Source organism: Streptomyces sp. NBC_01808 (assembly GCF_035917395.1).
Classification (GTDB): Bacteria; Actinomycetota; Actinomycetes; order Streptomycetales; family Streptomycetaceae; genus Streptomyces.
The window spans coordinates 653,701-674,109 of record NZ_CP109072.1; the positions used below are offsets into that span (position 1 = coordinate 653,701).

The window sequence follows — 20,409 nt, forward strand, 5'->3', positions numbered from 1 at the left end:
CTCCCCCCACCGGCCCCCGCATCCACCCCGGCCCCCGGTCCCGCGCCCCCGTCGTACGTCCGTCCCATCTCCGCTCCCTCCTCCGCCGGCCGCCCCGCGGGCACCGTCTGGCAGCAACCCTTCCGCCCATCGCCCCGCCCGCGCTTGTAAGTTCGTGCGCGATCCCCGACCCCGTGTGCAAGGCTCAGCGCATGGCCGTGATCCGGCACCCGCTCGTCACCGCCGACGACCTCTGCGTCGCCGACGTGCGCTGCGGCGATCCGCCCGCCGGGTGGACGCCCCTGCGCGCCGCGGACGTCTTCGGGCTCGTCCTCGTACGCGACGGTGTCGTACGGGCGCGGGTGGACGGCGTGGAACAGACGATGGACCCGGCGTCGGTGTACGTCGAACGGCTCGGCAGCGAGCAGCAGTTCGCGCATCCGCGCGGCGCCGACCGGTACACCGAGCTGGTCCCGTCGGAGCCGCTACTCGCCTCGCTGCTGGGCGGCGACCCCGCCGTACCCGAGGGGCTGGTGTTCACCACGCCCGCGATGGCGCTGCGGCACCGCCTGCTGTGCGCGTCCGCGGGCCGCGGCCCCGGGGACTCCTTCGGCGCCGCCGAGTCGGCCGTCGCCCTGACCGCGGCGGCGCTCGCGCAACTCGACGCGCGCCGGGTGGCGAGCGGCGCTCCGGCCACGGCCGCGGCCCGGCGGCGGCTCGCCGACGGCGCCCGGGAGGCGCTGGCCGCGGACCCGCGGCTCGGGCTGCTCGCCCTCGCCGCAGAGCTGGGCTGCTCGCCGCACCACCTCAGCCGGGTGTTCCGGGCGGTGACCGGCGCCACGCTGAGCCGCTACCGCAACCGGCTCCGCGCCGCGCGGGCGCTGGAGCGCCTGGCCGCGGGCGAGCGCGACCTCGGCGGCCTCGCGGCCGCACTCGGCTTCGCCGACCAGGCGCACATGACGCACGTCGTACGCGCCGAGTCCGGACTCCCCCCGGGCCGTCTCCGCACTCTCCTCGCACCCGCCGCCGCCCCGCCCCGGGGGGCGTGAACGCCGCGCGGCCGGCGCCGCCGTCCGCACCGCGGTTGCCCGTCGGCCCCACGGTGAGGTGCGGCCGCAAAGGGCAAACCCCTGGTGGCCGCGGCCGATCTATGGGCATGGTCTCGGCATGAACGCAAACCCCTCGCCAGAGTTCCCCCGCCACCTCGCCCGTACCCGCAAGTTCACCCTCGGCCTGCCGCACGGCGTGACCGTCTCCCCGGACGGCGAACGCGTGCTGTTCCTGCGCACCGGGAGCGGCACGGATGCCGTGGCGCGGCTGTGGCTGTACGAGGGGGGTGCGGAGCGGGAGTTGGCGGATCCGGGCGGGCTGGTGCCGGGCGGGACGGAGCCCGTGGCGGAGCGGGTGCGGCGGGAGCGGGCGCGGACGCGGACGTCGGGGGTGACCTCGTACACGACGGACGCCGCCGTGCGGCTCGCGGTGTTCGCGCTGGGCGGCGAGCTGTGGGCGGTACGGACCGACGGCTCGGCGCCGTTCCGGGTGCCGGCCGCCGGGCCCGCCGTCGACCCGCGCCTCTCCCCCGACGGCACGCGCGTCGCGTACGTCACCGGTGGCGCGCTGCACGTCGCCACCGTCGCGGACGGCGCCGGCCGGCAGCTCGCGGCCCCGGAGGGGCCCGACGTGACGTACGGGCTGCCCGAGCACGTCGCCGCCGAGTCGATGCACCGCGACCGCGGCCACTGGTGGGCCCCGGACGGCGCCGCGCTGCTCGTCGCGCGCGTGGACGAGTCGGGGGTGCGTCGCTGGCACCTCGCCGACCCCGCGGACCCGGCGGCCGAGCCGCGGACCGTGCGCTACCCCGTCGCCGGCACGGCCAACGCGGACGTCTCGCTGCACGTGGTCACGCTCGACGGCCGCCGTACGGAGGTGCGGTGGGACCGGGCGGCGTACGAGTATCTGGCCACCGTCCGCTGGGACGCCCACGGCCCGCTCCTCGGCGTGCAGAGCCGCGACCAGCGCACCCTGCTCACGCTCGCCGCCGACCCGGACACGGGCGACACCCGCGTGCTCGCCGAGACGCGCGACGCGCACTGGACCCGGCTGGTGCCGGGGACCCCGGCCAGGACCGCGTCCGGCGCGCTGCTCCGGGTCGCGAACGACACCGCCACGGACACGTACCGCCTCCTGCGCGACGGCGAGCCCGTCTCGCCCGCCGGGCTCCAGGTGCGCGCGGTGCTGGGGGTGGCGGGCGAGCGGGTGCTGTTCACGGCGGCCGAGGACCCGGCGGAGCGGCACGTGTGGTCGTACGAACCGGGGCCGGGCTGCACGCCGCTGACCGAGGAGCGGGGCCACCACACGGCGGCCGCCGGCGGCGGGACGACGGTGCTGGAGAGCGTGACGCCCGCCGGTCCCGCGACGCGGGTGCTGGCCACGGGCCGCCCGGCCGCGGCGCTGGCCTCCCGCGCCGAGGAGCCGGAGATCCGGCCCCGCCCGCAGCGCCTCGACGGTCCTGAGGGGCTGCGCAGCAACCTGTTCCTGCCGTCGTGGCACAGCCCCGGCGACGGCCCGCTGCCGGTGCTGTGCGACCCGTACGGCGGGCCGGGGCTGCGGCTGGCGGTGCCGGCGCGCGGGTGGTGGACGCTGGTCTCGCAGTGGTTCGCGGAGCAGGGCTTCGCGGTGCTGGTCACCGACGGGCGGGCCACGCCCGGCGCGCCGTCGTGGGAGCGGATGAACACCGGGGACAAGCGGGACAAGGCCGTCGCGGACCAGGTGCGGGGGCTGCAGGCGGCGGCGGCCGGCAATCCGGACCTCGACCTGGACCGGGTCGGCATCCGCGGCTGGTCGTTCGGCGGCTTCCTCGCCGCGGCGGCGGTCCTCACCCGGCCCGACGTCTTCCACGCCGCCATCGCGGGCGCGCCCGTCACCGACGCCCGGCTGTACGACACGCACTACCAGGAGCGCTTCCTCGGCCATCCCGAGAAGTACCCCGAGAACTACGACCGTTCGTCGCTCGTGGGGCTCAGCGACCGGCTGCGCCGGCCCCTGCTGTTTGTCCACGGCCTGGCGGACGACAACGTCGTCGCGGCCCACACCCTGCGGCTGTCCGGCGAGCTGCTGGCCGCGGGCAAGCCGCACAGCGTCCTCCCGGTGCCCGGCGCGTCGCACATGGTCTCCGACGACGCGATTGCAGAGAATCTCCTCCGGTTCGAGCTGGCGTTCCTGCGGCGGGAGCTGAACACCGACCCCCCGGCGTACGTATGACGGGCCTGAGGCACACGAACAGCACGCCGGGCCCGCCGGCCCAAGGCGGGCGACCGGCGCACCAGGAAAGGGCCCCACCATGACGCAATCCCCCAACCCGGCCCGGCTCACCGCCCGCCGCACCGTCGTGGCCGCCGTCGGCGCCGGCGGCCTCACCGCTGCGCTCGCCGCCTGCGGCGACAACCCGGGCGACGGCGGCTCCGGCGACTCCGGCAGCACGGAGGTGCGGCCGCAGGAAGGCGGCAAAGAGGACGGCGCGCAGCTCGGCACCACGGGCGAGGTGCCCGAGGGCGGCGGCAAGATCTTCAAGGACCAGAAGGTGGTCGTGACACAGCCGGAGCCGGGCGAGTTCAAGGCGTTCTCGGCGGTCTGTACGCACCTGGGCTGCCTGGTCAGCAGCGTCGAGGACGGCACGATCAACTGCGCGTGTCACGGCAGCAAGTTCGCCATCGCGGACGGCAGCGTCGCGCAGGGTCCGGCCACGCAGCCGCTGCCGGCGGAGGACGTACGGGTGGACGGGGACGTCCTGCGCCAGGGCTGACGGCGCACGGAGCAGAAGGCAGAGCACCGGTGGCGTACGGGGACGGGCGGCCGCGGGTGGGGCGGCCACCGGTCCCGGCGCCCCGGCTCGCGGCGCCCTGCTCACAGCGTCCCGCGGGCGCCGCTCAGAGGGCGCGGCCCGCCGCCTGCAGCGCGCGTACGGCCTCCCTGATGGACGGCCGGCGGTCGGCGTCGGAGCGCCAGATCGCGTAGATGTGCCGCTGCATCGCGCCGCGTACGGGCAGGATGCGCACCCCCGCGGGCACCGCCCCGCGGCCCAGCCGCGGCGCGACGGCCACGCCGAGCCCGGCGGCGATGAGCGCGAGTTGCGTGTGGTGCTCCTCCGCGGTGTGCGCGATGTGCGGTTCGATGCCCTTGGCGCGCAGGGTGAACACCAGCCAGTCGTGGCAGAACTCGCTCTCCGGCCAGGAGATCCAGTCGTCCGCCGCGAAGTCCTCCAAGACCACGTCCGCGCGGTCCGCGAGCGGGTGCCCCTCCGGGACGGCGACGTCCGCGCGGTCGTCGAGCAGCGGCGCCCGGGACAGTCCCGGCGGCAGCGGAAGGGGTTTGTTGTACCAGTCCAGGACGACGCCGAGGTCGTGGTCGCCGCGCATGACGCCGGGCACCGTCTCGTCCGGCTCCTGCTCCCGCATCCGTACCCGCAGCTCGGGATGGTCGCGGCGCAGCGCTGCGAGCGCGGCGGGGAAGAGCCCGCGGGCGGCGGTCGGAAAGGCCGCGAGCCCCAGTTCCCCGACGGGCCGCCCGCGGTGCGCCTCCAGCTCGGACTGCGCGGCCTCCACCTGCGACAGGATCCGGGTGGCGTGCTCGGCGAGCAGCCGTCCTGCGTCGGTGAGGCGGATGCCGCGGCCGTTCTTGGCGAGCAACTGCTGCCCGGTCTCCCGCTCCAGCTTGGCGAGCTGCTGGGAGACGGCGGAGGTGGTGATGTGCAGCCCCCCGGCCGCCGCGCTCACGGAGCCGTGCCGGGCGACGGCGGCCAGGGTACGCAGCCGTTCCAGGTTCAACATGTAAGTGATGCTACGAGATAGGTGCCATAAAGTCTCGCTTGTGCTACGAGGAATGCGTGGCTCACCGTAGCTCCATGACCACGGCACCGGCAGCAGCCACCGACACGGCAACTGACACGCCAACTGACACGGCCACCGGCCCGGCCCGGGCGCCGCGGCGCGCGTTCCTCGACTGGCGCGTCCGCTTCACCGCCCTGTCGGTCGTCTGGGGTTTCAGCTTCCTGCTCATCAAGGTCGGCACCGACGGCTTCGCCCCGCTGCAAGTGACGCTCGGCCGGATGGCCTTCGGCTCCGCCGTCCTCGTCGCCGCGCTCGCGGTACGCCGGGAGCGGCTGCCGCGCGGCGCCCGTACGTGGGGGCACATCGCGGTGGCCGCGTTCTTCGTCAACGCGCTGCCCTTCTCCCTCTTCGCCTACGCCGAGCTGCACATCAGCTCCTCGCTCGCCGGGATCTGCAACGCCACCTCGCCGCTGTGGGCGATGCTGCTCGCCCTCGTCGCGCTGCGGGAGGACCGGCCGACGCGCCGCCGGGTCGCGGGTCTCGGGCTCGGGTTCGCCGGGGTGCTGACCGTCCTCGGCGCGTGGCGGGGCTTCACCGGCCAGGACCCGCTGGGCACCGTGCTCGCGCTGCTCGCCGCCGCCAGCTACGCCGTGGGCTGGATCTACGTCCGCCGCACGCTCGCCGGCCTCGGGCACTCCCACCTGTCGGTCGCCGGCACGCAACTGCTCCTCGGCACCGCCCAGTTGGCCGTGGCCACCGCGCTGTTCACCTCGGCGCCGACCGCGTTCCCGGCCGGGCCGCTGCTGGCGGTCATGACGCTGGGGGTACTGGGCACGGGGCTCGCGGTGCTCGTGCAGCACGGGCTGGTGGCGGACGTGGGGCCGACGACGGCGCACACGGTCACGTACGTCATCCCCGTCATCGCCACCGCCGCGGGGGTGGCGCTGCTCGGCGAGGAACTGACGTGGAACACGCCGGTGGGCGCGGGGGTGGTGCTGGCGGGCGCGGCGCTCTCGCGCAGCCGCCCGCGGGAGGAGCGGAGGTAGCGGCGTCCGTACGGGCGTTGCGTACGCCCGCCGGACGGGCAGCCCGTACGCCCCTCAGACCCACCGCCGTCCGGGCACGGGCCGTACCGCCGCCGCCACCGCGTCCGCCAGCGGCTCCACGTCCTCGCCCGCCAGCGGCGAGACGGTCAGCCGGATGCCGGGCGGCGAGGCGAGGCGGAAGCGGGCCCCGGGTGCCGCCGCCCAGCCGGACCGCAGGAGCTGGGTGACCGCGGAGGTCTCGTCGGGGACGGGCAGCCACACGTTCATACCGCTGCGCCCGGTGGCCTCGACCCCGCGCCGCCGCAGCGCCGTCAGCAGCGCCTCGCGCCGCTCGCCGTACGAGCGGGCGACCCCCGCCGGGTCAAGGATCCCGCTGCGGCGCAGGTGGACGACCGTGTCCTGGAGCAGCCGGCTGACCCAGCCGGGGCCGAGGCGCTGGCGGCCCTCGACGCGGTCCACGGTCACCCGGTCCCCGGTGAGCACCGCGAGCCGCAGGTCGGGACCGTACGCCTTGGCGGCGGAGCGCACCGCGAGCCAGTGCCGCGCGGCGCCGGCCAGCGGCTGGAACGGCAGGTCGACGATCGCGTGGCCGTGGTCGTCCTCGACGAGCAGCACGTCCGGATGCCGGGCGAGGACGGCGCGCAGTTCGGCGGCGCGCGCCGGGGTGAGCGCGGCGCCGGTCGGGTTCTGCGCGCGGGAGGTCACGACGAGGGCGCGCGCGCCGGAGGCCAGCGCCGCCGCGGCCCGCTCCGGCAGTGGCCCTTCGTCGTCCAGCTCGACCGGCACGGGCCGCAGGCCGAGCGCGGGCACGAGGTCGAGCAGGCTGCCCCAGGCGGGGTCCTCGACCGCGACCGCGTCGCCGGGGCGCAGATGGGCGGCGAGCGCGCGCTCGATCGCGTCCAGCGAGCCGGAGGTGACGGCGACGGGTCCCGGCGGCACGCCGTCGGCGTCGAAGTCGGCGCGGGCCAGGCGGGCCAGCTCGGGGGCGACGCCCTCGTCGCCGTAGAGCACGGGGGACGTGGCGTGCCGGGCGGCCGCGGCGGCGAGGGCACCGGCGAGCGGGGGCAGCAGTGCGGGGTCGGGGTTGCCGGTGGACAGGTCACGGGCGCCGGGCGGGACGGCGACGCTGATCTGCTCGCGGGGCGCGGTGGCGGGGCGGGCACGCACGCGGGTGCCGCGCCGGCCCGCGGTCTCGACGACGCCGCGCTCGCGCAGCATCCGGTACGCGGCGGCCACCGTGTTCGGGTTGACCGCCAGCTCCGCCGCCAGCGCGCGCAGCGGCGGCAGCGGGGCGCCGGGCTGCAGCGCACCGGCGCCGATGGCGCGCTCGATGCTGGCGGAGATCTCTGCTGCGCCCCGGCCTTCGATCCGATACTCTCCTAGCACAAAGTATATATTGCACTAGTGCAATAAGGACCGCAACTCGACACCGCCGCCGCACAGCCGGCGGCACGTACCACCGAGCACCGCCGAGCACAGAGGGAGCCGCCCGTGTCCACCACGCCCCCCGCCGCCTACCGCCCCACCGACCGCACCGTGCCGACGCGCTCCCGCGAGCGCGCGTCGTACGACCGCGAAGTGGTGCACTCCGTGCTCGACGCCGGCTACGTCTGCCACCTCGGCTTCGTCCGCGACGGCCGCCCCGTCGTCCTGCCCACGCTCTACGCGCGCGTCGGCGAGCAGGTGTACGTGCACGGCTCCACCGGCTCCCGCCCGCTGCGTACCGCCGGGCGGGCCGAGGACGCCGGGCTGCCGGTCTGCCTGACGGTCACGCACGTGGACGGGCTGGTGCTGGCCCGCTCCGCGTTCCACCACTCGATCAACTACCGCTCCGCGATGCTGCACGGCGACGCTTACGCCGTGACCGACCACGACGAGCGGACCATGGCCCTCGACGCGATCGTCGACCACATCGTCCCCGGCCGGGCTGACGACTCCCGGCGCGCGAACGCCAAGGAACTGGCCAAGACGGCGGTGCTCCGGCTCGCCATCGAGGAGGTCTCGGTCAAGACGCGCACCGGCGGTCCCGGGGACGAGCCGGAGGACCTGGAACTGCCGTACTGGACGGGGGTGGTGCCCGTCGCGCCCGTGTACGGCGCACCCGTACCGGCCGACGACCTCGCGCCGGGCGTCGAGCCGCCCGGCTACCTGCCCGCTGGCTGACCGGGCGGCGGCGCGTCGGCGGTGGATGCCGCGGGCGCGTCGCCGGACGGCTCCCCGCCGGCCTCACGCAGCCGCGGCACATTCCCGGCGACCGGCTCGCCACGCTCGCCGGAACCCGGCGCGGGCGCCGCCAGTTGCGCGGTGAACGCGCCGATCAGCACCAGCGCACCGCCCACGATCTGCGCCGCGCCCAGGTGCTCAGACAGCAGTACCCACGCCAGCACCGACGCGACGACCGCCTCCAGACACGCGACGACCCCCGCCACCGGCGGCGAGAGCCGGCGCACCGCGAGGACGCCGAACAGATACGCCAGCACGGTCGTGACCAGGACGATCCAGACGATCAGCGTCCAGGCCGGCGGCCGCATGCCGCCGAGTTCCGCGCGTTCGCCGAGCAGCGACCACTCCAGGTTCCAGGGCCGGGAGACGAGGGTGAGCACGACGGCGCCGACGATCAGCCCGTACGCGATGACGCCCAGCGGGTCCGGCGCCTTGCCGTCGGCGGAGTCGGTGCCGTGCCCGGCGAGGACGAAGTACGCGCACTGGCAGCAGGCCGCGCCGAAGGCGAGGAGCAGCCCGAGCGCGTCGAAGCCGAGGCCGGCCCAGACCTCGACCACGCAGGCCAGCCCGGTGACCGCGAACAGCACACCGACCGCCGCCTGCCGGGTGACCGGCCGCCGCTGGACGAACCGCACCCAGCCCAGCACCAGCGCGGGACCGAAGAACTCGATGAGCAGCCCCACCCCCACCGGGATCCGGGCGATGGCCGCGAAGTAGAACGCCTGCACGCCGGCGACCGCGAGCACGCCGAACCCGGCGAGCAGCGCAGGACGCTCCCGTACCAGCGCGCGGTGCCGCCAGGCGAGCGGCAGCAGCACCAGCGCGGCCCCGGCGATACGCAGCCACACCACGTGCAGCGAGTCCATGCCCTGCTCGATGAGCGGCTTCGCCGCCACCCCGGAACCGCCGAACGCGAGCGCGGAGGCCAGCGCGAGCCCGAGCCCGGCGCGCCTGTCGAATGACTGCTGCATGCGGGCGATTATGTCAGCGGCCGTACATGAGTGTCATTCTTCATTGCTACTGACATGAGGCGCGCGGGCGCAGACCGCGTATCCTGCCCCCCGCACGCGGGCATCCACTCGGTGGAACCGATCGCTCCCCGCCCGGGTCCAACGACCGACACCCCACGATCTGGTCACTCCGAGCAGCCAGGGGGAAGACATGAGACGACAGCCCGGCCGCGCCCGCACCCGCATCGCCCTCGCCGCCCTCGCGGCGGCGGGGCTGCTGGCCGCAGGCTGCGGCGCGAGCTCCGACGGAGCTGCCGGCGACGCGGACAACGCGGGCAACCCCAAGCCCCTGCCGGCGCAGAGCGCCGACGGGAACGACAGTGCGCGGAACGGGGACGGGGCGGAGCAGGACGCGCCCGCGAAGGACGGCGCAGAACCGGAGAAGACAGCCGGCGAGGCGGCGGACGGAAAGACGGACGAAGACGCGGCCGTGGAGCCGCCGAAGGCGGAGCCGAAGACCGAACCGAAGGCGGCGGCCGGCGATTCGGCGGCGGCCCCGTGGTGCCGTACGGGCGACCTGGCGGCCTCCGTACGCCCGCTCAACTCGGCGGCGGGCAACCGCTACGCGGCGCTCGTCCTCACCAACGACTCGGACGCCACCTGCCGCACCCGCGGCTGGACGGGCCTGCAACTCGTCAGGGCCGACGGCACGAAGGTCCCGACCACGGTGGTACGGGACAGCAGCCGCACCCCGTCGATGCAGACGCTCGCCCCCGGCGCCTCGGCGTGGAGCCGGCTGCACTGGACGGTGGTGGCAAGCGGCTCGGACAACACGACCGGCGCCTGCCGCCCGAAGCCGGCGGAGCTGCAGGTCATCCCGCCGGACACGTACCACCACACGGACACCGCGTGGCCGCTGGGCGAGGTCTGCGACGCGGGCCGCATCGAGTCGCTGCCGCTGGCGAAGGGAGCGGGCCCGGCGCGCTGACGGCTCCTGCGCGGCTGAGCCGCGGCGCCCGGCCGGCCGAACCGGGCGCCGGGGCTCAGTTCTCCTCGGCGAGGATCAGGTAGAGCTTCTTCCGGGCGTCGTTGACGACGGCCAGCGCCTCCTGGCGCTGCTCGGGAGTGCCCGTGGTGTACACCTGCCGAAACGCCTCGGCAAGCGCGAAGCCCGACTGCCGGACCTCCTGCAGCGCCTCCCAGTCGACCCCGCGCCCGGCGTCCTCCCAGGGCGCCTCGGGTCCGGACTCGGCCTCCTCGCGGCCGGCGCCGGTGAGCGAGAACTGCTTCTTCCCGCCCTCCGTGGCGCTGACGATCAGCCCCTCGTCCTCCAGCAGTTGCAGCGTCGGATACACCGAGCCGGGACTGGGTTTCCAGGCCCCGCCACTGCGCTCGGAGATCTCCTGGATCATCTCGTACCCGTGCATGTCCCGGTCCTTGAGCAACGCCAGGATCGACGCCCGCACATCCCCCCGCCGAGCCCGCCCCCGCGGCCCTCCACGCCCCCGCCCGAAGGGCGGCCCGAACGGCGGCCCGAACCCCCCGAAGGCCGAGCGCCGCCCGCCACGCGGGCCGTATCCGTGTCCATGGGATCCCATGGTCATCACCTCTTCCAGATTTCTTCTACGATCGATTGCGACACGTCAACGATATATCGCCAACACTCGCAAAGCAATCCGCCGCCCGGAGCAGGTGAGGGCGTCTCGCCGAATCCGCATGCAACATGCGCTCCCGGTGACGGGTGAGCCGGCGCCGGCCTCGGCGGGCGCCCTGGAAGCGCCGAACCCGACGTCCAGGCTCAGCGGCTCCACCAGCGGCACCCCGGGACACACCGAACCCCCGGGGGCCGGTCGCTCCCCGGGGGTCTACTGCTGCCGTTACGGGCCGCTCGGCGTCAGCGGATGTTGACGTCGATGCAGGCGTAGAAGGCGTTTGAGGTGTCGTACACGTTCCACACGGCCAGGACCTTCTGCCGGCCGGTGATGTTGCCGAAGTTGACCGTGTGGCTGAACTGCGAGGGCGGCTGTGCGCCGCCGTCGTTGAACTCCGCGACCTTCTGACCGCCGACGAAGTACTGCCACGTGCTCGTGCGGTGGTTGGCGGTGATCTGCCAGTTGAACGACTGGGTCCTGCTGATGTCGGTGACCGCCCAGCCCTTGCTGTCGTCGTTGAGCTCGGCGAACCGGCTGTTGCCGCCGTGACAGCTCGTCAGACCCTTGGGGCCCTCGACGCTCTGCGGCTCCCACTGGATCTGACCACACGAGACCGTGCCCGCTTTGCACTGCTGCTGCCGGCTCGGGGGCGAGGTGATCCAGCCGTGTGCGCTCGCCTGCGGGGCCGGGAGGGCGAGGACGACCAACGGGGTCACCGTCGCGGCGACGATCGCTGCACGCTTTTTGAGACTGCGCATCTTGTCTCTCCCTGCATGGGGGGCATTGGTCTAGACTTTATCTATTGTCAGACCACCGTCAAGACTGTGGAGCAGGGAGAATTGGCCGCCGACAACGGCCCACCGGGCCGGAGTCGTTCATTCCGTAGGCAGCCACCCCACCTTCCCCGCCAGCAGCGCGTACCCCACGAACGCCACGATGTCGATGAAGGCGTGCGCCGCCACCAGCGGCCCGACCCGCCCCCACCGCCGGTACAGCAGGACGAACAGCACGCCCATCACCGCATTGCCGATGAAGCCGCCGATCCCCTGGTACAGGTGGTACGTCCCGCGCAGCAGCGAGCTGGCCGCCAGCGACGCCTTCGGGGTCCAGCCCAGCTGGTCCAGCCGGCGCAGCAGATAGCCGACGACGATGACCTCCTCCACCACGGAGTTCTGCACCGCGGAGAGGATCAGCACCGGGATCTTCCACCACACGTCCGGCAGCGACTCCGGTACGACGGTCAGGTTGAACCCCGCCGCCCGCGCGCCCAGGTAGAACGCCAGCCCCGTACCGCCGACCACCGCCGCCACGGCCGCGCCCCAGCCCAGGTCGAAGCCCGGCCGCCGATGGTCGAAGCCCACCGCGCTCAGCCCGCCCGCGCGCTCGCGCACCAGCAGGTACGCCACGAGCGCCACCGGAACCAGCGCGGTCGTGATCCCGAAGAGCTGCCACGCGAGATCCAGCCACGGACGCCCGGGCGCGGCAGAGGAGTTGAGGTTGGCCGACTGCTCCTTCAGCCCGCCGGACCGGGTCACCGAGCCAATGAAGCTGATCAGGGCCGAGACCGCGCTCGCCCCCAGGGACAGCGCCAGCACCAGCAGCGTTTCGCCGCTCAGCATCCGGCGGGACTGGTCCTGCACTCGCTCCTCCAATTGGTCAATCCCTCCCCATGGGCCCCACCGTGTCGCTAGGGTCGCGGAAAAACACGTGACCAATATGCGGCTGTCCGGGGGGACGACCATGGGACGACACAGCTTGCCCGATGCGTACGGAACGGACGAAGCCGTGCTGCGGCGCAGCGTACGGGGCCGCACGGTGGTCATCGCGACCGCCCTCGTCCTGGCGATCGGCGCCGGGGCGGTGGTCGCCGTGCAGGCCGGGCTGCTGCCGCAGGACGACCCGTGCGCGGGTACGGACCTCGAACTCGCCGTCGTCGCCTCGCCCGACATCGCCCCCGTCGTCCGCAAGACCGCCGAGCGCGCCCGCGCCGCGGAGCTGAAGTCGGACGGCCGCTGCCTGGACATCGAGGTGAGCGCGCGGCCCGCCGCCGAGGTCGCCCAGTCGCTGCGCAGCAAGGACACCCGGCCCGACTTCCAGGTCTGGATACCCGACTCCAGCATCTGGACCGGCATGGTCACCGCCGGCGGCGGGGTCGCGAGCATCGACGAGGTGACCCGGCTGGCCAGCTCACCCGTCGGGATGGCCGCTCTCCGGGACGGCGCCCGCAAACTCGGCTGGCCGGAGAAGACGTACGGCTGGGCCGAGCTGACGGACGCCGCGCTGGGCGAGGGCGCCGGCCTGCGTCTCGGCACCGCCGACCCGGCCGTGAGCGCCACCGGCGCGCTCGCGCTGACGGCGATGCACCGCGCCGGCGGCAAGGACGCGGACACCCGTACCGCCGCGACCGCCAAGCTGCTCTCCGAGCGCGTCGAGCCCGGCGACACGGCGGTGCTGGCGTCCCTCCCGGACTCCGGTCTCGACGACCCGAAGGACAACGACGCGCTCTTCCTCTCCGAGCAGGCCGCGTTCCACCACAACGCGGGCGCGAGCACCGGCGGGCGGCTCGACATGTTCTACCCGGAGGGCGGCACGGTCGCGCTCGACTACCCGTACGCGATCGTCGACAACGACGCCATGGCGATGGACCGGGTCCGCGCCGCCAGCCGCTTCCAGCGGCTCCTGACCGATGCCAAGACCACCGACATGCTGCGCCGCGAAGGCTTCCGCTCCCCCGAGGGGCGCCTCGACGCCGACCTCGCGATGGCCGCCGGCGGTGCCGCCCCGCAGCCCTTCGACGCGCCGCCCGCCGAACCGCCGGCCCCCGACGAGATCGCCTCGGTCCTCGGCATGTGGACCGTCACGGTGCAGAGTGCCCGGCTGACGACCGTGGTCGATGTCTCCGGCTCGATGGGCGAGCTGGTCCCCGGCGAGGCCGGGCAGACCCGGATGGACGTCACGAAGAACGCGCTCATCCAGGCGCTCTCCCAGTTCACCGGCGAGGACGAGATCGGCCTGTGGCGGTTCTCCACCCGGCTCGAAGGCGAGCAGGACTACGAGGAGGTCACCGGCACCACGCGGCTGGCCCAGCGCACCGACGACGGCGCCAGCCACCGCGAGCTTCTCGCGAGCGCCTTCGGCGGCCTCCAGCCGGTGCCGGACGGCGCGACGGGCCTGTACGACACGGCGCTTGCGGCGTACGAGCGGCAGGTCAAGGAGTACGCGCCGGGCCGCTTCAACGCGGTCGTGCTGCTCACCGACGGCGCCAACGAGGACCCGGGCAGCATCTCCGCCGCGGACCTCGCCGCGCGGCTGCGCGACGCCGCGGACCCGGAGCGGCCGGTGGGCCTGATCGCGATCGGCATCGGCCCGGACGCGGACATCGAGGCGTGCGGGCGGATCGCGGAGGCCGTCGGGGGCGAGTCGTACCGGGTGACGGACCCGAAGGAGATCCACGCGGTGCTGCTGCGGGCGGTGACGGACGCCGGCGCGAAGGCGGCGCTGTCCTGAGCCGTACGGGCCGGGGCGCGGCCCGTACGGCCCGCGGCGCAGGCCGTACGCGCCGACGCACCGGCCTACGCGCCCGGCCCGCCGCCGCCGCGCCCCGGCCCCGCGTCAGTCCACCGGCCAGCGGTGCACCGGCTCCTCCGTGCGCGTCAGCTCCACATAGCGCCGCGTCATCTCCGCGAGCGCCGCCCCCCGGTCCAGCCCGCGCCCGAGCGCCCGGTGGAACGTCGCCGACTGCCACGACGCCCCGTTGACCCGGCGCCGGCAGCGCTCCTCGATGACGCCGAGGTAGCGGTCCCGGTCGGCCGGGTCGACGCCCCAGGCGTCCAGCCCGGAGGCGGCCATGGGCAGCAGTTCGTCCCGTACGAGCTTGACCACCGGCACCCGCGCCACCCCGCCGAGCCGCCGCCGTCCTGGCCACACGAGCGTGGCGTCGATGCCGTCCCGGCAGGCGGCGGCGAAGTTGGCCGCCGCGCCGTCGAAGGGCAGCCGGCCCCAGACGGGCCGCTGCTCGTCGGCGAGGGTGCGCACGAGGCCGTAGTAGAACGCCGCGTTGGCGACGACGTCGGTGACGGTCGGGCCCGCGGGCAGCACCCGGTTCTCGACCCGCAGGTGCGGGACGCCGCCGGCGATGTCGTACACGGGCCGGTTCCAGCGGTAGACGGTGCCGTTGTGCAGCACCAGTTCCGACAGCTCCGGCACCCCGCCCTCGTCCAGGACGCGCAGCGGGTCCTCCGCGGAGCAGAGCGGCAGCAGCGACGGGAAGTAGCGGAGGTTCTCCTCGAACAGCTCCAGCGGCTCGGTGATCCAGCGCTCGCCGAACCAGACGCGCGGGCGCACGCCCTGGGCGCGGTACTCCGGCGGCCGGGTGTCGGTGGCCTGGAGGAACAGCTCGGGCCGCGACTCGCTCAGCAGCTCCCGGCCGAAGACGAACGGCGCGTTGGCGCCGAGCGCGACCTGCACGGCCGCCGCCGCCTGCGAGGCGTTCCAGACGTCCGCGAACCGGTTGGGGGTGACCTGGAGATGCATCTGGACGGAGGTGCACGCGGCCTCGGAGGCGATGGAGCCGGTGGTGTACGTCAGCTCCTCCACCCCGCGCATGTCGAGGTGGATCTCCTCGCCGCGGGCCGCGAGGATCTGCTCGTTGAGCCGGTGGAAGCGGTCGACCTCGGAGAGGTTGGCGGAGACCAGGTCGGCGGCGGTCAGCGTCGGCAGGATGCCGATCATCACGATCCCGGCGCCCACCTCGCGCGCCTGCCGGTCGGCGTACCACAGGCCGGTGCGCAGCTCCTCCGCGAGCTGGTCGAGCACCCGGCCGGTGAGCCGGTGGGGCGCGATATTGACTTCCAGGTTGAACTGGGCCAGTTCGGTCTGGAAGTCGGGGCTCGCGATGCGCTCCAGCACTTCCGTGTTCATCATCTGCGGCATGCCGTCCGCACCGACGAGATTCAACTCGATCTCCAGCCCCATCAGGTTCTGCGGGCGGTCGAATCTCTTCTCCTCCAGCAGTCGCTCCAGCACCACGAGACACTCGCGGAGCCGCTGCCGATAGCGGCGGCGGTCGGACAGGTCGAACCCGCCGGCCACGACCTTCTCGCCCATCGAGGTTCCTCCTCGGCTCGGCTGCCCGGGATGATGCCCAGACGCGGGTACCCTGACGCCCGCAGCCGCCGTATCGTCGGCTACGCTGACCGCCGCGCCGGACGGCATCGTTCCGACCGCACACCGCCGGTCGCGCGCACCACCGCTCGCCGATGGGTCGCCATCCCCGACGAGATCCGGCCGACCCCGGGTGCCGGCCGTTACCGCGCCCGTCAGGTGATTCTCGCTGATGTTCCGGAAAGACCAGCGGATATTCGACCGAGAATCCTCTTGCGGAATTCACCCGGACGGCTAGGCGGAAGGACCTCCACCGGTAGTCGTATAAAATTCGCGAACGAGGCAGAGAGTTGGCGCCCCCTTGCACGGATGCGGTCCCCTCTGGCCCCGCTTGCAGACAGCGCCGTCCGCATCTTGCCCCCTGCTCTGCTCCACGTCTGTCGAAGGTAGGCGACCCCTATGACGCTCAGCGTCCTTACGCCCCCCTCCCCGGCTCTGCGCAGCGTCAACGCCGCGCTGAAGTCCCCGACGGCGGTGCGCGGGACCCGTGCGCTCGCGCCGGTGTCCGGGAGCGCGGCGGACGCGACGGACGCGCTGCCCGTCCACGTCCTGGCGGGGGTCGGCGCGGCGGACGGCACACCGCACGCGGCGCTCACCGGCTGGCGGTTCCACCTCGCCGCCGAGGGCCGGGTCGTCGCCGCCGCGGAGGCGCGGATCACCCCGGACGGCTGGGCCTTCTCGCACTTCTCCGAGGGCCCGTACGTCGCCTCCACCCAACGCGCCCTGCGCCAGGCCGAGTCGCTGCCCGCCCTGCTGCAGCCGCGACTGCTGTCCGTACCCGAGCTGTACATGGTGACGCTCTGGCTGCGCGCCGACGCCACCGCTCCGGCCGAGTCGGGCACGGTCGACCCGGCGGATCTGCTGGTGCCGCTGGCGCCCGCGCCGCCCGGCATCCGGGCCCACCGCGCGCACCGCGCCAGCGACCTGCTGCCGGCGCTGCGCGACCGGCTGGCGGGCGCGCGGCTGCTCGGCTCGTCCGCCTGATCACGGCGAGGTCACGGTCTGATCACCGCTGTGGACTAGTCCACTCCCTGCCGGTGCACCCCCCGAAAGGATGGTCCGGCACCGAGCAACCGCCCGCGAGGGTGATGCGTCTTCTGCCCCGGAGACCACCTGACGGTAAATCCCTGCGAATTGACGCGCGCGGGGGAACACTGGTTGCGGAACGAGTCGACACGGGGGCGGCGATGACATCTGCAGACCGCAGGACCGAGACCACGAAACGGCGAGAGTACCCAGCCATGTGCCAGCACCAGCCATCCTGTCCCACCGCCCAGTCCACCGACCGGGAGGCGGCGCGCCCGGTGGCGAACCACCCGGAGCAGGGCTGGAGCCTGCTCTGCAACGGCGTTCTGCTGTTCGAGGACACCGGCGAGCTGCTGCCCGACGGCCGGATCATCGCGCCGCACCGGCCGCCGAACGCCGACGACGTGACCGCCGCGGCCTGACCTGCCCGGGCGGCGGTCCCGGCCGCCGCCCGCCGGCCGGTTTCCGCGGCCGCGCACCCGCCCCGCACGCCGCCGGCCCGGCGCGGGGGCGCCGGGCCGGGTGCGGGACACGCGCCGGCGTACGTCAGGCGTCGTATTCGTCCAAGGGGGGGCACGAGCACACCAGGTTGCGGTCGCCGTAGGCGCCGTCGATCCGGCGCACCGGCGGCCAGTACTTGTCCGCGGGCGTCACCCCGGCCGGGAAGACGGCCTCCTCACGCCCGTACGGGTGCTTCCACTTCCCCGCGAGCTGCGCCGCGGTGTGCGGCGCGCCGACCAGCGGGTTGTCGTCCTTGTCCCACTCCCCCGTGCCGACCCGCTCGATCTCCCGCCGGATCGCGATCATCGCCTCGCAGAACCGGTCGAGTTCGCTCAGGTTCTCGCTCTCGGTCGGCTCGATCATCAGCGTTCCCGCCACCGGGAACGACATCGTCGGGGCGTGGAAGCCGTAGTCGATCAGCCGCTTGGCCACGTCGTCGATGGACACGCCGGTCGCCTTGGTCAGCGGCCGTACGTCGACGATGCACTCGTGCGCGACGAGCCCGCCGGGACCCGCGTACAGCACCGGGAAGTGCGGCTCCAGCCGCTTGGCCACGTAGTTGGCGCCGAGCACCGCGACCTGGCTGGCGCGGCGCAGCCCGTCCTCGCCCATGAGCTTCATGTACGCCCACGAGATCGGCAGGATCCCGGCCGAGCCCCACGGCGCCGCCGAGACCGGCCCCACGCCCGTCTCGGGACCCGCGGCGGGCTGCAGCGGGTGGTTCGGCAGGTACGGGGCCAGGTGCTCGCGGACCGCGACCGGGCCGACGCCGGGGCCGCCGCCGCCGTGCGGGATGCAGAACGTCTTGTGCAGGTTCAGGTGCGAGACGTCGCCGCCGAACTTCCCGGGGCCCGCGAGGCCGACGAGCGCGTTGAGGTTGGCGCCGTCCACGTACACCTGGCCGCCGGCGGCGTGCACGGCGTCGCAGATCTCCGTGATGTGCTCCTCGAACACGCCGTGCGTCGAGGGGTAGGTGACCATGAGGACGGCCAGCTCGTCGCCGTACTGCTCGATCTTCGCGCGCAGGTCGTCCGCGTCGACCTCGCCGTTCTCCGCGGTCTTCACCACCACGACCTTCATGCCGGCCATCACCGCGGAGGCGGCGTTGGTGCCGTGCGCGGAGGACGGGATGAGGCAGACGGTGCGGCGCTCGTCGCCGTTGGCGCGGTGGTACGCCCGTACGGCCAGCAGGCCCGCCAGCTCTCCCTGCGATCCCGCGTTGGGCTGCAGGGAGACCTTGTCGTAGCCGGTGACGGCGGCCAGGCCCTCCTCCAGCTCACGGATGAGGGTCAGATAGCCCGCGGCCTGGTCGGCGGGGGCGAAGGGGTGCAGCCCGGCGAACTCGGGCCAGGTGACAGCCTCCATCTCGGCGGTCGCGTTGAGCTTCATCGTGCAGGAGCCGAGCGGGATCATGCCGCGGTCCAGCGCGTAGTCCCGGTCGGCGAGCGTGCGCAGGTAGCGCAGCAGCGCGGTCTCGGAGCGGTGCCGGTGGAACACCGGGTGGGTCAGGTACTCGTCGGTGCGCAGCAGCCCGGCGGGCAGCGCGTCGGCGGTGGCGGCGTCCAGCTCACCGACGTCCCGGCCGGTGACGCCGAAGGCGTCCCAGACGACGGCCAGGTGCTCGCGGACCGTGGTCTCGTCGCAGGAGATGCCGACGTGGTCGGCGTCGGCGAGGCGGAGGTTGACGCCGGCGTTGCGGGCGCGGGCGGTCACCTCGGCGGCCCGGCCGGGGACGCGGACGGTGACGGTGTCGAAGAACGCGCCGTGCACCACGTCGGCGCCGCCGGCCCGCAGGCCCGCGGCGAGGATCGCGGCGAAGCGGTGGGTGCGCCGGGCGATGGCCACCAGGCCCTCGGGGCCGTGGTAGACGGCGTACATCGACGCCATCACCGCGAGCAGCACCTGCGCGGTGCAGATGTTGCTGGTGGCCTTCTCGCGGCGGATGTGCTGCTCGCGCGTCTGGAGGGCCAGCCGGTACGCCTGCGCGCCGTCCGCGTCCTTGGAGACGCCGACGAGCCGCCCGGGCAGGCTGCGCGCGAACTTCTCGCGTACGGACATGTAGCCGGCGTGCGGCCCGCCGAAGCCCATGGGGACCCCGAACCGCTGGCTGGAGCCGACCGCGATGTCGGCGCCGAGCGCCCCGGGCGAGGTCAGCAGGGTGAGCGCCAGGAGGTCGGCGGCGACGGTGACGACGGCGCCCAGCTCGTGCGCCCGCTCGATGACGGGCGCGAGGTCCCGTACGGCACCGGAGGCGCCCGGGTACTGCAGCAGCACGCCGAAGACGCCGCGCTCCGCCGCCTCCGCGGGGATGCCGTCGGCGAGGTCCGCGACGACGACCTCGACGCCGGTCGGCTCCGCCCGGGTGCGCAGCACGGCGACGGACTGCGGCAGGGTGTCGGCGTCGACCAGGAAGACGCCGTCCTTGACCTTGCCGACGCGCCGGGACAGGGCCATCGCCTCGGCGGCGGCCGTGCCCTCGTCGAGCAGCGAGGCGCCGGCGGTGGGCAGCCCGGTGAGGTCGGAGACGACGGTCTGGAAGTTGAGGAGCGCCTCCAGACGGCCCTGGGAGATCTCCGGCTGGTACGGGGTGTACGCCGTGTACCAGGCGGGGTTCTCCATGACGTTGCGCAGGATGACGGGCGGCGTGTGGGTGCCGTGGTAACCGAGGCCGATCATGGAGGTGAGCACCTCGTTGCGCGCCGCCAGGCCGCGCAGCTCGGCCAGCACCTCGGCCTCGGAGCGGGCCGCGGGCAGCGTGAACGCGCCGGTGCCCTTGATCGAGCCGGGTACGGCGGCCTCCGTCAGCTCGTCCAGCGAGCCGTAGCCGACCTGGGCGAGCATCTTGGCCCGGTCGCCCGCGTCCGGTCCTATGTGGCGCTGCTCGAAGGGCGTGCCGCGCTCCAGGGCGGAAAGCGGGATGCGGTGGGCGTTCGTCTCGGACAAAGGGGCCTCCTGGTCGCGCGGACCTTCGCGGATGCCCCTGGGCCGGGCACCCGTACGGCCTCCCCCTCTGTCATCCGGACCTGAGAGCTTCACCGGCACG

General features: G+C 74.3%; 17 protein-coding genes. 9 read left to right on the forward strand and 8 right to left on the reverse strand.

Features of this window, described 5'->3' with window-relative positions; translation table 11 throughout:
• The first annotated feature begins 191 nt into the window (after nt 1-191).
• From OG946_RS02520 to OG946_RS02530, 3 genes are all read left to right on the forward strand, one after another.
• Nucleotides 192-1,028, forward strand: a complete 837-nt coding sequence (locus OG946_RS02520; RefSeq protein WP_326794518.1) for a helix-turn-helix domain-containing protein — start codon at nt 192-194, stop codon at nt 1,026-1,028.
• A gap of 118 nt (nt 1,029-1,146) precedes the next feature.
• The gene (locus tag OG946_RS02525) at nt 1,147-3,240 is read left to right on the forward strand and encodes a S9 family peptidase (protein ID WP_326794519.1); all 2,094 of its coding nucleotides are present in this window, start codon (nt 1,147-1,149) and stop codon (nt 3,238-3,240) included.
• Between the two features lie 79 nt (nt 3,241-3,319).
• A complete protein-coding gene (locus OG946_RS02530) occupies nt 3,320-3,781 on the forward strand; it encodes a Rieske (2Fe-2S) protein (protein ID WP_326794520.1) in 462 nt (153 codons plus the stop codon).
• 124 nt (nt 3,782-3,905) lie between these two features.
• Here OG946_RS02530 and OG946_RS02535 read toward each other — a convergent pair whose 3' ends face one another.
• Nucleotides 3,906-4,805: a LysR family transcriptional regulator gene (locus tag OG946_RS02535; protein WP_326794521.1), complete on the reverse strand. Its 900-nt coding sequence runs from the start codon at nt 4,803-4,805 to the stop codon at nt 3,906-3,908.
• Nucleotides 4,806-4,879: 74 nt separating this feature from the next.
• Between OG946_RS02535 and OG946_RS02540 the strand changes: the two genes are divergently transcribed.
• The gene (locus tag OG946_RS02540; protein WP_326794522.1) at nt 4,880-5,851 is read left to right on the forward strand and encodes a DMT family transporter; all 972 of its coding nucleotides are present in this window, start codon (nt 4,880-4,882) and stop codon (nt 5,849-5,851) included.
• Nucleotides 5,852-5,905: 54 nt separating this feature from the next.
• On the opposite strand, the gene OG946_RS02545 is transcribed toward OG946_RS02540, so the two are convergent.
• Nucleotides 5,906-7,237, reverse strand: coding sequence for an aminotransferase class I/II-fold pyridoxal phosphate-dependent enzyme (locus OG946_RS02545; protein ID WP_326794523.1), 1,332 nt, complete (start codon nt 7,235-7,237; stop codon nt 5,906-5,908).
• Nucleotides 7,238-7,342: 105 nt separating this feature from the next.
• Between OG946_RS02545 and OG946_RS02550 the strand changes: the two genes are divergently transcribed.
• The gene (locus OG946_RS02550; protein WP_326794524.1) at nt 7,343-8,014 is read left to right on the forward strand and encodes a pyridoxamine 5'-phosphate oxidase family protein; all 672 of its coding nucleotides are present in this window, start codon (nt 7,343-7,345) and stop codon (nt 8,012-8,014) included.
• Here OG946_RS02550 and OG946_RS02555 read toward each other — a convergent pair.
• Nucleotides 7,996-9,045, reverse strand: coding sequence for an EamA family transporter (locus OG946_RS02555; protein ID WP_326794525.1), 1,050 nt, complete (start codon nt 9,043-9,045; stop codon nt 7,996-7,998). The two genes, OG946_RS02550 and OG946_RS02555, sit on opposite strands and share 19 nt — an antisense overlap.
• A gap of 190 nt (nt 9,046-9,235) precedes the next feature.
• Between OG946_RS02555 and OG946_RS02560 the strand changes: the two genes are divergently transcribed.
• Nucleotides 9,236-10,012, forward strand: coding sequence for a DUF4232 domain-containing protein (locus OG946_RS02560; RefSeq protein WP_326794526.1), 777 nt, complete (start codon nt 9,236-9,238; stop codon nt 10,010-10,012).
• A 55-nt stretch (nt 10,013-10,067) separates the two neighbouring features.
• Here the strand turns inward: OG946_RS02560 and OG946_RS02565 are convergent, their stop codons facing one another.
• The 3 genes from OG946_RS02565 to OG946_RS02575 all read right to left on the reverse strand — a co-directional run bounded on the left by OG946_RS02565 (nt 10,068) and on the right by OG946_RS02575 (nt 12,295).
• Nucleotides 10,068-10,622, reverse strand: coding sequence for a PadR family transcriptional regulator (locus OG946_RS02565; RefSeq protein WP_326794527.1), 555 nt, complete (start codon nt 10,620-10,622; stop codon nt 10,068-10,070).
• 296 nt (nt 10,623-10,918) lie between these two features.
• On the reverse strand, nt 10,919-11,434 hold the full coding sequence (locus tag OG946_RS02570) for a lytic polysaccharide monooxygenase auxiliary activity family 9 protein (RefSeq protein ID WP_326794528.1): 516 nt from the start codon (nt 11,432-11,434) through the stop codon (nt 10,919-10,921).
• A 117-nt stretch (nt 11,435-11,551) separates the two neighbouring features.
• Nucleotides 11,552-12,295 (reverse strand): CPBP family intramembrane glutamic endopeptidase, encoded by a 744-nt coding sequence (locus tag OG946_RS02575; RefSeq protein WP_326800122.1) that lies wholly within the window; start codon nt 12,293-12,295, stop codon nt 11,552-11,554.
• A gap of 121 nt (nt 12,296-12,416) precedes the next feature.
• Between OG946_RS02575 and OG946_RS02580 the strand changes: the two genes are divergently transcribed.
• Nucleotides 12,417-14,183: a substrate-binding and VWA domain-containing protein gene (locus OG946_RS02580; protein ID WP_326794529.1), complete on the forward strand. Its 1,767-nt coding sequence runs from the start codon at nt 12,417-12,419 to the stop codon at nt 14,181-14,183.
• A gap of 105 nt (nt 14,184-14,288) precedes the next feature.
• Here the strand turns inward: OG946_RS02580 and OG946_RS02585 are convergent, their stop codons facing one another.
• Nucleotides 14,289-15,782 carry a glutamate--cysteine ligase gene (locus OG946_RS02585; RefSeq protein WP_326794530.1) on the reverse strand — a complete coding sequence of 498 codons (1,494 nt, stop codon included), beginning with the start codon at nt 15,780-15,782 and terminating at the stop codon, nt 14,289-14,291.
• Nucleotides 15,783-16,238: 456 nt separating this feature from the next.
• Here OG946_RS02585 and OG946_RS02590 point away from each other — a divergent pair, with 456 nt between their 5' ends.
• Nucleotides 16,239-16,823 carry a hypothetical protein gene (locus OG946_RS02590; protein WP_326794531.1) on the forward strand — a complete coding sequence of 195 codons (585 nt, stop codon included), beginning with the start codon at nt 16,239-16,241 and terminating at the stop codon, nt 16,821-16,823.
• Nucleotides 16,824-17,080: 257 nt separating this feature from the next.
• Nucleotides 17,081-17,287, forward strand: coding sequence for a DUF5999 family protein (locus OG946_RS02595; RefSeq protein ID WP_326794532.1), 207 nt, complete (start codon nt 17,081-17,083; stop codon nt 17,285-17,287).
• A 124-nt stretch (nt 17,288-17,411) separates the two neighbouring features.
• Here the strand turns inward: OG946_RS02595 and gcvP are convergent, their stop codons facing one another.
• On the reverse strand, nt 17,412-20,309 hold the full coding sequence (gcvP, locus tag OG946_RS02600; RefSeq protein ID WP_326794533.1) for an aminomethyl-transferring glycine dehydrogenase: 2,898 nt from the start codon (nt 20,307-20,309) through the stop codon (nt 17,412-17,414).
• Nucleotides 20,310-20,409 lie beyond the last annotated feature (100 nt).

Excerpts from the sequence above, each read along its gene's own strand:
- OG946_RS02520 (WP_326794518.1), top strand. The coding sequence starts at position 192 with ATGGCCGTGATCCGGCACCCGCTCGTCACCGCCGACGACCTCTGCGTC.
- OG946_RS02525 (WP_326794519.1), top strand. The coding sequence starts at position 1,147 with ATGAACGCAAACCCCTCGCCAGAGTTCCCCCGCCACCTCGCCCGTACC.
- OG946_RS02530 (WP_326794520.1), top strand. The coding sequence starts at position 3,320 with ATGACGCAATCCCCCAACCCGGCCCGGCTCACCGCCCGCCGCACCGTC.
- OG946_RS02535 (WP_326794521.1), bottom strand. The coding sequence starts at position 4,805 with ATGTTGAACCTGGAACGGCTGCGTACCCTGGCCGCCGTCGCCCGGCAC.
- OG946_RS02540 (WP_326794522.1), top strand. The coding sequence starts at position 4,880 with ATGACCACGGCACCGGCAGCAGCCACCGACACGGCAACTGACACGCCA.
- OG946_RS02555 (WP_326794525.1), bottom strand. The coding sequence starts at position 9,045 with ATGCAGCAGTCATTCGACAGGCGCGCCGGGCTCGGGCTCGCGCTGGCC.
- OG946_RS02560 (WP_326794526.1), top strand. The coding sequence starts at position 9,236 with ATGAGACGACAGCCCGGCCGCGCCCGCACCCGCATCGCCCTCGCCGCC.
- OG946_RS02565 (WP_326794527.1), bottom strand. The coding sequence starts at position 10,622 with ATGGGATCCCATGGACACGGATACGGCCCGCGTGGCGGGCGGCGCTCG.
- OG946_RS02570 (WP_326794528.1), bottom strand. The coding sequence starts at position 11,434 with ATGCGCAGTCTCAAAAAGCGTGCAGCGATCGTCGCCGCGACGGTGACC.
- OG946_RS02575 (WP_326800122.1), bottom strand. The coding sequence starts at position 12,295 with ATGCTGAGCGGCGAAACGCTGCTGGTGCTGGCGCTGTCCCTGGGGGCG.
- OG946_RS02580 (WP_326794529.1), top strand. The coding sequence starts at position 12,417 with ATGGGACGACACAGCTTGCCCGATGCGTACGGAACGGACGAAGCCGTG.
- OG946_RS02585 (WP_326794530.1), bottom strand. The coding sequence starts at position 15,782 with ATGGGCGAGAAGGTCGTGGCCGGCGGGTTCGACCTGTCCGACCGCCGC.
- OG946_RS02590 (WP_326794531.1), top strand. The coding sequence starts at position 16,239 with ATGACGCTCAGCGTCCTTACGCCCCCCTCCCCGGCTCTGCGCAGCGTC.
- OG946_RS02595 (WP_326794532.1), top strand. The coding sequence starts at position 17,081 with ATGTGCCAGCACCAGCCATCCTGTCCCACCGCCCAGTCCACCGACCGG.